Raw genomic sequence first — 11,821 nt, forward strand, 5'->3', positions numbered from 1 at the left:
CCGTGCCACTGCGGTGCGGGGGACACCTAAATTCTACTCCTCCCCAGTCTTGATAAGTCGTTGTCTCAGGGCAGTCCCACGACTTATCCAGATTGATACAAACATAGATTCAAATCCTCAAGCTTTCTCACTCGAAAACGCTTGGAGTAAACAGCGAGACCCAATTATGAAACAGTTAAATGTCGATGTTGCCGTTATTGGTGGTGGTACAGCAGGTTTAGGCGCATACCGCGCAGCAAAAGCACATACAAACAGCGTTGTGATGATTGAAGGCGGCCCATACGGCACCACTTGTGCTCGCGTAGGTTGTATGCCTTCGAAGCTATTGATTGCTGCGGCTGAAAGCGTTCACCAAATCGAAAAAGCACCAGGTTTTGGTGTTCATCCTCAAGGCGAAATCGTGATTAACGGCCGCGAAGTAATGGATCGTGTAAAACGTGAACGTGACCGTTTTGTAGGCTTTGTACTGGAAGGTGTCGATGAGATCCCAGCAGAAGACAAGATTGCTGGTTACGCAAAATTTATCGACAACAACACCTTGATGGTGGATGACCATACTCAGATCCACGCGAAACGTATTGTTATCGCGACGGGCTCACGTCCAGCATACCCTGCGGTTTGGAACGAACTCGGGGATCGTCTCATCATTAATGACGATGTGTTTGACTGGGATGATCTTCCTCAAGCTGTTGCTGTATTTGGCCCTGGTGTTATTGGTCTTGAACTTGGACAAGCGCTGCATCGTTTAGGTGTCAACGTGAAGCTGTTTGGTCTTGGTGGTCAAGTAGGCCCAATCACAGACCCTGAAGTCATGGCTTACGCAGATAAAGCTTTCAAGCAAGAGTTTTACTTGGATGCGGACGTTAAAATCGAAAGCATGAAGCGTATTGACGGCACAGACAAAGTTGAAATTCTCTTTATTAATCAAGATGGTGAATTGGAAAGCTTTATCGTTGACTATGTATTGGCAGCCACTGGACGTCGACCAAACGTTGATAAACTAGGCTTGGAGAATACCACTCTAGAGCTGGATGAGCGCGGCGTTCCAACCGCTGAATATTACACGCTGCAAACGTCAGTAGAGAGCATCTTTATTGCTGGAGATGCCAGCAACCAAATTCCATTGCTGCACGAAGCAGCAGATCAAGCGCGTATCGCAGGGGATAACGCAGGTCGTTTCCCAGATATTCGTGCAGGCCTGCGTCGTTCACCAATATCAGCCGTCTTCTCTGACCCGCAAATCGCAATGGTTGGTGAGACCTATAAGCAGCTAACCACACGTTTAGGTAATTGTGGCTGTTTCGCGACGGGTGAAGTTTCATTTGAAAACCAAGGTCGATCTCGCGTTATGTTACGCAATAAAGGCATCCTTCACGTATACGGAGAACAGGGTACTGGTCGCTTCCTCGGTGCTGAGATGATGGGACCGAATGCAGAGCACCTAGCTCACCTGCTAGCCTGGGCACACCAGAATAAAATGACTGTGTCTGAGATGTTAGATATGCCTTTCTATCATCCGGTGATCGAAGAGGGTGTACGCACAGCCTTACGTGACCTAAACGCTAAACTACATCTAGGTCCAGAGATGATCAAACACTGTCTAGATTGCGGCCCAGGCTGCTAATCCAAAATCGAAAGCGAGCCTAAATGGCTCGCTTTTTTGTATCTGGTTGTGGAATAGCACGTTCTCTCTGGGTTAGGATATAAACCACTCAATACGCTCACTAATAAGCCACCAGCATGACATGCCAGTATTGTAAAAACAGCCAATGGTTTTGGAAAAAACTTGGCCGCTGCCAAAGATGTCTCGATCAACTCTCTGTGCTTTCTGTTTTATGTTGGATTGTATGGTGGTTTGCGTTTAAAGATAACCCGAAAACTATCGAATCGATCGCGCTTATTTTGGCTGGTTTTGCTTTCAACGGTCTACTCTTCCTGCACCTTTGGATGCGCTTTGTGATCCTTCCATGGCGAAAACGCAATGGCGAAGAGTAGCACCATAACAGCGAAGTGCTCGAGCCAATCAAATTTAGCGAGACGCTAAAAAAGAAAAAGCCCCAAAACCAATATCTGGTTTGGGGCCTTCTTAGATTCTTCTAAGAAAAAGCAGTGGTATTTTTATAGACTCTGCTTAATCTTATTAGTTCCAAAAAAGAACGATCTTTTTTGATCTTTTTTGATACATTCAGATTCAATCACTTACGCGACGCTGACGCGTGCAATGGCTTGCTCAACCAGATTGACTTCAAGTGCCACTTCGTCACAAGCGTGTTGCCTTGGACATTGATCGCAATCTTTTAGTACCTTCTCAGGCAATAATGACTTCGATGTCGGCAAGAAGGCCTGCTTCATAAAGAACTCTGGCGTTCTCGTTAGAACAAACACTTTTTTGATTGCCATCAAACGGGCTTTTTCTACCAAATACTGAACAATCGCACTGCCTTGTCCCTGTTTTTGCCAGCCAGCTTCAACACCTAATGAGCGAATTTCAGCTAAACCCGAGTCATACACATAAAGGGATGCACAACCAGTCACTTCCCCATGATGTTCCGCGACAGCAAATGAGCCAATATCACGCACAAGTTCGCTACGTGAACGCGGTAAGTTTTCACCCATATTCGCCCAGTAAGCCACCATACCTTCCAATGCTTCAATATCCGTCAGACGTGCTGGTCTCACCTTCACCGCGGAGGTATCACGTTTAATCAAACGTCCTTCGGCCTGCTCAACCGCATAGGCAACCTGCTTAGGTGAAACCCCACCTAAAGCGCTGCGTTTTTCTAAGCACGACTCGATGGTCAGAATACTGTATACATCCTCTTCGATAACGTCTGAAAACTCTTTGAGCTCTGCGATAGAAAGCTCTTCTAGAGCACTGCCTTTAGCAATCGCACCCACGACAGCCACACCAACAATATGGTGAGCTTCACGGAATGGGATCCCTTTCGCGACCAAATAGTCAGCCAACTCAGTCGCATTCGCATAGCCTTGCTTGGCCGCTTCAAGCGTACGTTCTTTATTTACCTTGATGCCGTCAAAGCAAAGTGCAGCCATCTCCATACAATCGTTCCACGTATCGAGCGCATCGAACAAGCCTTCTTTGTCTTCCTGCATATCTTTGTTGTACGCAAGAGGCAGAGCTTTAACCGTCATCATCATGCCTGCCAATGAACCGTAAACACGACCGGTTTTGCCACGAATCAGTTCAAGAGCATCGGGGTTTTTCTTCTGTGGCATCAGTGATGAGCCAGAGGTGACGGTATCAGCCAATTCGATAAAGTTAGACTCACCCGAGTTGTAAAAGATCATATCTTCAGCAAGGCGAGACAAATGCAGCATCGAAATAGAGGCGACAGACATCAGCTCCATAACATGGTCACGATCGGAAACTGAATCAAGAGAGTTACGTGTTGCTCTGCGGAAACCCAGATTATGCGCTAACACTTCACGATCGATCGGATAAGCCGTGCCTGCTAGCGCACCTGAACCTAGTGGACAGGTATCAAGGCGGGTAATCGCATCATGTAAGCGCGAGTAGTCACGCTCGAACATTTCCACATACGCCAAACACCAATGAGCAAAGGTCACTGGCTGCGCACGTTGTAGATGGGTATAGCCAGGAAGAACCGTATCCTGATGCTGTTTCGCTACCGATACCATCTGAGCTTGAAGGCGATCAAGCGCCATAAGTAACTGCTGCCCTTGTTGACGACACCATAGCTTTAAGTCGGTTGCGACCTGATCGTTACGCGAACGACCAGTGTGGAGCTTTTTACCTAAGTCTCCCACTTTGCCAATCAACTGCTGCTCAACCCAAGAGTGGATGTCTTCTGCATCTGAGCGCAAGATTTGGTGTGGGTCTTCCATCACCTCTAGCTTGAGTTCATTCAATGCCAGTTCGAGCTTCTGCTGCTCTTCTTCACTCAGCACGCCAACAGACATCAGAGCCTTAGACCAAGCGATTGACCCTACAATATCTTGTTCAGCTAGTCGGTAATCGAAGCGCAATGAGTCGTTAAAGTCTTTGAATCTCGTATCTGCCGCTTGGGTAAATCTTCCGCCCCATAATGCCATCGCGTTTCTCCTGATTACCTTGCTCACTATTTGTGCTAGTAGCTATATTGCTTAAAATGACTCTGAATCTGATTCAGTTTTTATGATGAATCAAAGTTACGGCAAAACCCAACAAAAATAAAGTATTAATTCATTATTTTTACATATTTATTCACGATAAAATCTATCACTCATCTGCGATGAACATATACGTAAAAAGCCCATTTGGATACCAAATGGGCTCTAACTGTTAATGCATATCTCAATTATTTTTTCTGGCTATTCAACGCACGAATACGGCTTGATAGCGAGTAGAGACGAATGAAGCCTTCCGCGTGGCTTTGATCGTACACTTCGTCTTCACCGAAGGTCGCAAACTTCTCACAATATAGGCTGTTGTCTGAACGCTTTTGAGTCACTGTCGCTTGACCTTTGTATAGTTTAACCACTACTTCACCGTTCACGTCCTGAGCCAGCTCTTCTGATGCAGCGAGAATCGATTTACATAGCGGTGTGAACCAACGGCCGTCGTACACTAGATGAGATGCTTTTAGGCCTAGCTCTTCACGGAACTCAAATGATGTTTTATCCAGCACCAGTTGCTCTACTGCACGCAGTGCTTCCATCATGATAGTGCCCCCTGGAGTTTCGTAACAACCACGTGACTTCATACCAACCAAACGGTTCTCGACGATATCAATACGCCCTACACCGTGTTTAGCACCTTTTTCATTTAGGTAAACCAGTGCGTTGTATGGCGTCATTGTTTCACCATCAACAGCAACCACTTCGCCTTTTTCAACTTTTAGCGTGACATATTCCGCTTCGTTTGGCGCTTGCTCTGGATCAACGGTCCAAACCCAGCAATCTTCATTCGGCGCATTCCAAGTCTCTTCAAGAACACCACCTTCGGTTGAGATATGCCATGCGTTTGCATCACGTGAATAAATTTTCGTTAATGATGCGGTACACGGAATATTACGCTCAGCGAGGTAGTCAAGACACTCTTCACGGCTAACAAGATCCCACTCACGCCAAGGTGCGATAACGTGTAAATCCGGTGCTAGAGCGGCGAATGCTCCTTCAAAACGAACTTGGTCATTACCTTTACCAGTACAACCGTGACACAGTGCATCCGCACCTACTTTACGTGCTACTTCTACCTGAGCCTTAGCAATGATCGGACGCGCCATTGAGGTTCCTAGTAAGTACTTACCTTCGTAGTAAGCGCCCGTTTTAAGCGTTGGATAAATGTATTCCGCGACCATCTCTTCTTTCAGATCCGCGATATAACACTCAGATGCACCAGAAGCTTTTGCTTTTGCTTCGATACCTTCTAGCTCTTCTGCACCTTGGCCAACATCTGCGACAAATGCGATAACTTCACAGTCATAGTTCTCTTTTAGCCACGGAATAATGACTGAAGTATCCAGACCGCCAGAGTATGCGACAACAACTTTATTTACTTGAACTTTGCTCATCTTTCTTTTCTCCAAAATCCCGGCTCTGCGCTTGGCGGTCAGTGCTACGGGTTACATCCTGATTGTTTTTTTTTGGCTGCACCGCTACATGCGTTGCAGCTAATTCATTGGTTTATTGCTTAGGTAAGAACTGAGTTCCGATGCTTTGTCCGGCAAACAGATCAACCAGCTTGTCTGGGTAACGCCAAGTCGCAACTTCAATTGGGCGACCTAAATCGTTCGCAGCTTCAAGTGCAGCGTTCACTTTGACGATCATACCGTCAGTGATCACATGCCCTTGAATTAAGCTCTGTGCTTGCTTTTCATCAAGGCTCTTGATCAAATGACCTTTTCCATCGAGAACACCACTCACGTCTGATAGCAGAACTAACTCAGCGTCGAGAGCACCTGCGACGGCAACTGCCGCTTGATCGGCATTCACATTCATCATCTGACCATTTGCTGTTAAGCCGATCGAGCTAATGATTGGCAAAGCGCCAGCGGCAAGAACAGCTTGAAGCACGGTTGAGTCGCCTGGGGTTGCTTTGCCAACCGCACCCAACTCAGGATCGAGCTCTTCAACATGGCATAGCCCGCCATCCGCAAGGCTTAGACCGACCGCATTCAGCCCATCTTTAATCGCCTGGCCTTGTAGCATCTTGTTTGCCGTGCCTGCTAAAGCACCGGTAATCACTCCAATTTGATCGTAAGGAGTGACTCTTAGACCGTCCTTTTTCACTGTTTTAAGTTGTAGGGCAGCCATTAGATCGTCCACCAGATAACCCCCTCCGTGGACGATCACAATTCGTCGCTGAGCCTGCTTTTGATAATTCGCAATTGCGCCAAATACCTGGCTAAGAGTCTCAGTACAAGACAGTGCAGCACCGCCTAATTTGATCACTAATGGAGTTGATTTGTTATCTGTCATTACTCGTCCCTTTACCTACTTGCTTAAGCGTATTTGCCTAAATAAGGGCAGTTAACTCTGGAAATCCGTAGTGGATGTTTAAACATTGCATCGCTTGACTTGATGCACCTTTTAGTAAGTTATCAATCGCAGAGACTACGATGATGTGCTCACCTTGAACCTTCCAGCCGATATCGCAGAAAGGTGTATTTTCTACATTTTGAATACTTGGTAGCACGTCAACGGTGAGACGCACTGCCGGCTTATTTTCATAAGCTGCATGAAATGCTTGAGCGACCTGCTGCTCTGTCACATTTTGAGCAAGTTTGAGCGTGATTGTGGCAAGTATCCCGCGTTTAAAGTTGCCAAGGTGCGGTGTGAAAATCACCTCACGACCTAAGTGGCTAGCAATTTCTGGCTGATGACGATGATTAAATACACCGTAAGGCTGTAAGCTCACTTCGCAGTAGCTATTGGTCATGGTTGCCTTTCTGCCCGCTCCAGAGACACCGCTAGTCGCATTGATCACTGGCCACTGACTTTCATCAACAAGACCCGCTTCCAATAACGGTTTAATTGCCAATTGAGACGCTGTTGGGTAACAACCAGGAACAGCGATAAGCTGACACTGCTTGATTCCGTCATCGTTCCATTCCGCTAAGCCATAAACCGAGTTATCTAGCCAAGATTCATGCTGATGCTCAAAACCGTAAAACTGGTTATAGAACCCTTCTTTCTTTACACGGAAAGCGCCAGACAAGTCGAAGACCTGACAGCCTTGAGCAAGAAAAAGAGGGGCTAGGTCGTGGCTGACTTCATGCGCAGTCGCTAAAAACACCACATCACTTTCAATTGCGACAGCTTCAACATCAGTAAGAGGCAGTACAGACTGACTAATAATCCCAGCTAACTTACCGTGTAATTGCGAGATGCATTTCCCCGCATCTAAGCTATTGGCGGAAACATACAAACCTGATAGCGTAAGTTCAGGGTGTTTGTGCACCATCAGAGCAAGCTCTGCTCCGGTATAACCGCTTGCGCCTATGATTGTGGTTTTAAGCATCTGAGACATCCAATTCGACCTAAAATCACCACTCAATGAGTGACTATAAATTTAATTAATTTCGCTTTTATTGGTTTTTTATTCAATAAAAGTGATTTAATATGTGTTTTACCTTCTTAACCGTACTCTGTCAACAGGGAATGTAAACTAAATATGAAATTACCAAGTTTTCTTGAGGTCTACAGCGGCCTGATTTCCACCTCTTCTATTAGCTCGACAGACCCAAGTTGGGATGAAGGCAACGCCAAAGTCATTGAAAAATTAGCAGGATGGCTAAAGGATGTCGGCTTCAGCGTCGAAGTCACAACCGTCGAAGAAGGGAAACTCAATCTAATTGCCAAGAAAGGCAGTGGAGAAGGTGGTCTGCTACTCGCGGGTCACAGCGATACCGTGCCATTCGATCAAGGGCGATGGAATTTTGAACCTCACGCGTTAACTGAAGCAAACAATCGCTTCTATGGTTTAGGTACGGCAGATATGAAGGGCTTTTTCGCCTTTATTATAGAAGCCGTAAAAAAAGTCGATTGGAGTAAACAGATCAAGCCTCTTTATATACTGGCTACCTGCGATGAAGAGACAACCATGCTGGGTGCACGCCACTTTACTGAGAATGCACCGTTTAAACCGGACTACTGCATTATTGGTGAGCCAACCAGCTTAGTGCCTATCCGAGGTCACAAAGGCCATGTCGCCAATGCCGTGCGAGTTACGGGGAAATCCGGGCACTCTTCAGATCCTTCATTAGGTGTGAATGCGATTGAGATCATGCATGAAGTTCTATTTGCACTAATGCAGTTACGCGATAAATTGATCAAAGAGTACCACCACCCAGGTTTTGCTATCCCTAGTCCCACTCTTAACCTTGGTCATATTCATGGTGGCGACAGTGCGAACCGCATCTGTGGTTGTTGCGAACTGCATTATGATGTACGTCCTTTACCGGGCATCAGTTTAGACGGTTTGGACAATATGTTGCGCGGCGCACTTAAAGAAGTTGAAGCTAAGTGGCCTGGCCGAATCAGCATTACTCCACTTCATGAACCCATTCCGGGTTATGAATGTCAGCATGACCACCCATTTATTGGTGGTGTGGAAGAGATCTGTGGGCTCGAATCTCAAACTGTCAACTACTGCACAGAAGCGCCTTTCCTGCAACAACTCTGCCCGACTCTCGTTCTAGGGCCGGGGTCAATCGATCAAGCGCACCAACCGGATGAATTCCTCGCGTTCGAGTTTATTGATCCAACGATCGATGTTTTGTCAAAAGCGATGCATAAGTATTGTTTTTAGAGGCAAAGAAGAAGCAATCGCTCTTGAATAGTGGATTCGGATAAATTGAAGGGTTGGCGTGTTACGCCAACCTTTTTTGTAATAAATTTTCAACATAATTAGTCAATCGCATGCATCTTTGGACGTTACATTCATTTGCACAATATTTGCAAACTTAGCCTACAGTATTTGACTCGCGGCGATATTTTTCGCTAGATTGTCTACCTAACAAAGAAACATTGGATGTAATTTTTTTACAAGGCAGGAAGATAATGAACGAGAAATACTCTGCGCTCAGAAGCAATGTGAGCATGCTAGGACACTTGCTCGGCAACACCATCAAGGACGCACATGGTGACGTACTTCTAGAGAAAGTAGAAACCATTCGTAAACTTTCCAAGTCCGCCCTCGCAGGCAATCAGCAAGATAGAAAAAGCTTGATTGATGAAATAAAAAGCCTGCCAAATGATCAACTGACTCCAGTTGCTCATGCATTCAACCAATTTCTAAACCTAACGAACATGGCAGAGCAGTACCATACGATTTCACGTCACTGCGATGCTCATGTATGCGAACCAGACGCTATCAATACGCTTTTCTCAAAACTGGCTCAAAACGACATCAGTAAACTTGATACAGCCCAAGCTGTACGCGATCTAAACATTGAGTTGGTACTAACCGCGCATCCTACTGAAATCACTCGTCGAACCATGATTCACAAGCTGATTAAGATCAACAAGTGCCTTTCTAAACTGGAACTGAGTGATCTATCTGTTAAAGAGCGCCAAAAAACGGAACGTCGTCTTGAGCAGTTAATCGCACAAAGTTGGCACTCGGATACCATCCGTCAACAGCGCCCAACACCACTTGATGAGGCCAAATGGGGCTTTGCAGTGGTTGAAAACTCATTATGGGAAGCGGTACCTGATTTTTTAAGAGAACTAGACCAACGTTTGGAAGGCTATCTAGGCGAAGGGCTACCTATTGATGCACGACCAGTTCACTTCTCATCATGGATGGGTGGTGACCGAGATGGTAACCCATTTGTCACCCATACCATTACTCGTGAAGTACTACTGCTCTCACGTTGGAAAGCGGCCGATCTCTACCTAGGCGATATCAACGAACTGGTTAGCGAATTGTCGATGACCAAATGTAACGACGCGGTTCGTGCACTCGCGGGGGACGATGAACATGAACCTTACCGCGCTGTACTGAAGCAACTTCGAGAGCTGTTAAACGAAACCAAAGAGATTCTCGACGCCAAGATTCATGGTCAAAAACTGGCGGTCAAAGCGCCGCTGCAACGTGTCGAACAGTTGTGGGAACCTCTCTACGCCTGTTACCAATCCCTACACGAATGTGGCATGGGTATCATTGCTGACGGTTCATTACTCGATACCCTACGCCGAATCAAAGCTTTTGGTGTCCATCTAGTTCGTCTCGATATTCGTCAAGAAAGTACCCGTCATTCAGATGTATTGTCTGAGCTGACTCGCTACCTAGGTATTGGTGATTACAACCATTGGAGCGAGCAAGATAAGATTGCTTTTCTAACTAACGAGTTAGCCTCTAAACGTCCACTACTACCACGCGATTGGCAGCCATCTGAAGCCGTTCAAGAGGTTTTGGACACGTGTAATATCATCGCCCTTCAACCTCGTGAAGCTTTCGGTGCCTATGTCATTTCGATGGCTCGTACCGCTTCCGATGTACTCGCCGTTCACCTGTTGCTACAAGAATCGGGTTGTCCTTATCGTATGGACGTTTGTCCATTGTTTGAAACGTTAGACGACTTAAACAACGCAGAGTCTGTCATCAAACAATTGATGGGCATCGACCTATACCGTGGCTTTATTCAAAACCATCAAATGGTCATGATCGGTTATTCAGATTCGGCTAAAGACGCAGGCGTGATGTCTGCTGGCTGGGCTCAATACCATGCCATGGAATCTCTTGTAAAAGTGGCTGAAGATGAGGGCGTCGAACTGACCCTATTCCATGGCCGAGGCGGTACTATTGGTCGCGGTGGCGCACCAGCGCATGCAGCACTACTTTCTCAGCCACCAAAGAGTCTAAAAGGCGGTCTGCGTGTGACAGAGCAAGGCGAAATGATTCGCTTCAAGCTTGGGCTTCCAGAAGTTGCTGTCAATAGCTTTAGTCTCTATGCAAGTGCAATCCTTGAGGCAAACCTACTGCCACCACCAGAGCCAAAACAAGAATGGCGTGATTTGATGAACGTCTTGTCAGAGGTCAGCTGTGAAGCATACCGAAACATCGTTCGTGGCGAGCCAGATTTTGTGCCTTACTTCCGTCAAGCAACGCCAGAGTTGGAACTGGGTAAGCTACCGCTTGGTTCTCGACCAGCTAAACGTAATCCTAACGGTGGTGTAGAAAGCCTACGTGCGATTCCATGGATTTTCTCTTGGAGTCAAAACCGTCTTGTCCTTCCAGCATGGCTAGGTGCAGGTGAGGCAATTCAATACTCCGTAGACAAAGGACATCAAGCGCTATTAGAGGAAATGTGTCGCGAATGGCCATTCTTCTCTACACGTCTTGGTATGCTTGAGATGGTTTACACTAAGTGCAATATGGAAATTTCTCGTTACTATGATGAACGCTTGGTAGACCCTAAACTACTGCCACTGGGTGATCGTCTACGTGAACAACTGCAAAAAGATATCAAAGCAGTGCTTAATGTAGAGAACAACGAGAACCTGATGCAAAGTGACCCTTGGGGACAAGAGTCCATCCGCTTACGTAACATCTATGTTGAACCATTGAACATGCTGCAAGCAGAACTGCTTTACCGCACTCGTCAAGATCAAGAAGCCGCTCCAGAGCTGGAAGAAGCGCTGATGGTTACGATAGCGGGTATTGCTGCGGGTATGCGAAACACGGGCTAACCCTCACAGTTAAAGGTTGGTGTCATCACACCAACCTTTTTCTTTGATAGTAAATAATGTCAGCCGAGAGACATTAGCAACCACAACAAAGATAAATATCCCACAAAACAAACCCAAAGCAGTTATTTGTAACTTTTTTGGGATATTTTGTCCTTCTATTCTA

Annotated in this window: 8 protein-coding genes; 4 read left to right on the top strand and 4 right to left on the bottom strand. The window is 46.3% G+C overall.

All coding sequences use genetic code 11. The features are described 5' to 3' along the window. The first annotated feature begins 166 nt into the window (after positions 1–166). Both ACQEXR_RS11015 and ACQEXR_RS11020 read left to right on the top strand, forming a co-directional pair. Positions 167–1,624 (top strand): dihydrolipoyl dehydrogenase, encoded by a 1,458-nt coding sequence (locus ACQEXR_RS11015; protein ID WP_426952921.1) that lies wholly within the window; start codon positions 167–169, stop codon positions 1,622–1,624. Between the two features lie 116 nt (positions 1,625–1,740). Further along, positions 1,741–1,995: a DUF3624 domain-containing protein gene (locus ACQEXR_RS11020; RefSeq protein WP_426952922.1), complete on the top strand. Its 255-nt coding sequence runs from the start codon at positions 1,741–1,743 to the stop codon at positions 1,993–1,995. A gap of 204 nt (positions 1,996–2,199) precedes the next feature. Here the strand turns inward: ACQEXR_RS11020 and argH are convergent, their stop codons facing one another. The 4 genes from argH to argC form a co-directional block, all read right to left on the bottom strand. After that, a complete protein-coding gene (argH, locus tag ACQEXR_RS11025) occupies positions 2,200–4,074 on the bottom strand; it encodes an argininosuccinate lyase (RefSeq protein ID WP_138971074.1) in 1,875 nt (624 codons plus the stop codon). A 245-nt stretch (positions 4,075–4,319) separates the two neighbouring features. Then, the gene (locus ACQEXR_RS11030) at positions 4,320–5,534 is read right to left on the bottom strand and encodes an argininosuccinate synthase (protein ID WP_138971075.1); all 1,215 of its coding nucleotides are present in this window, start codon (positions 5,532–5,534) and stop codon (positions 4,320–4,322) included. A 112-nt stretch (positions 5,535–5,646) separates the two neighbouring features. Continuing rightward, positions 5,647–6,441, bottom strand: coding sequence for an acetylglutamate kinase (argB, locus tag ACQEXR_RS11035; protein ID WP_426952923.1), 795 nt, complete (start codon positions 6,439–6,441; stop codon positions 5,647–5,649). A gap of 37 nt (positions 6,442–6,478) precedes the next feature. Then, positions 6,479–7,483 (bottom strand): N-acetyl-gamma-glutamyl-phosphate reductase, encoded by a 1,005-nt coding sequence (argC, locus tag ACQEXR_RS11040; RefSeq protein ID WP_331417691.1) that lies wholly within the window; start codon positions 7,481–7,483, stop codon positions 6,479–6,481. A 153-nt stretch (positions 7,484–7,636) separates the two neighbouring features. Here argC and argE point away from each other — a divergent pair, with 153 nt between their 5' ends. Together argE and ppc are read left to right on the top strand one after the other, a co-directional pair. Then, the gene (gene argE / locus ACQEXR_RS11045) at positions 7,637–8,773 is read left to right on the top strand and encodes an acetylornithine deacetylase (protein ID WP_427020350.1); all 1,137 of its coding nucleotides are present in this window, start codon (positions 7,637–7,639) and stop codon (positions 8,771–8,773) included. 251 nt (positions 8,774–9,024) lie between these two features. Next, positions 9,025–11,658: a phosphoenolpyruvate carboxylase gene (gene ppc, locus ACQEXR_RS11050; RefSeq protein WP_269378369.1), complete on the top strand. Its 2,634-nt coding sequence runs from the start codon at positions 9,025–9,027 to the stop codon at positions 11,656–11,658. Positions 11,659–11,821 lie beyond the last annotated feature (163 nt).

It is taken from the genome of Vibrio sp. TRT 2004 (genome assembly GCF_050113735.1).
In the GTDB taxonomy this organism is placed as follows: domain Bacteria; phylum Pseudomonadota; class Gammaproteobacteria; order Enterobacterales; family Vibrionaceae; genus Vibrio.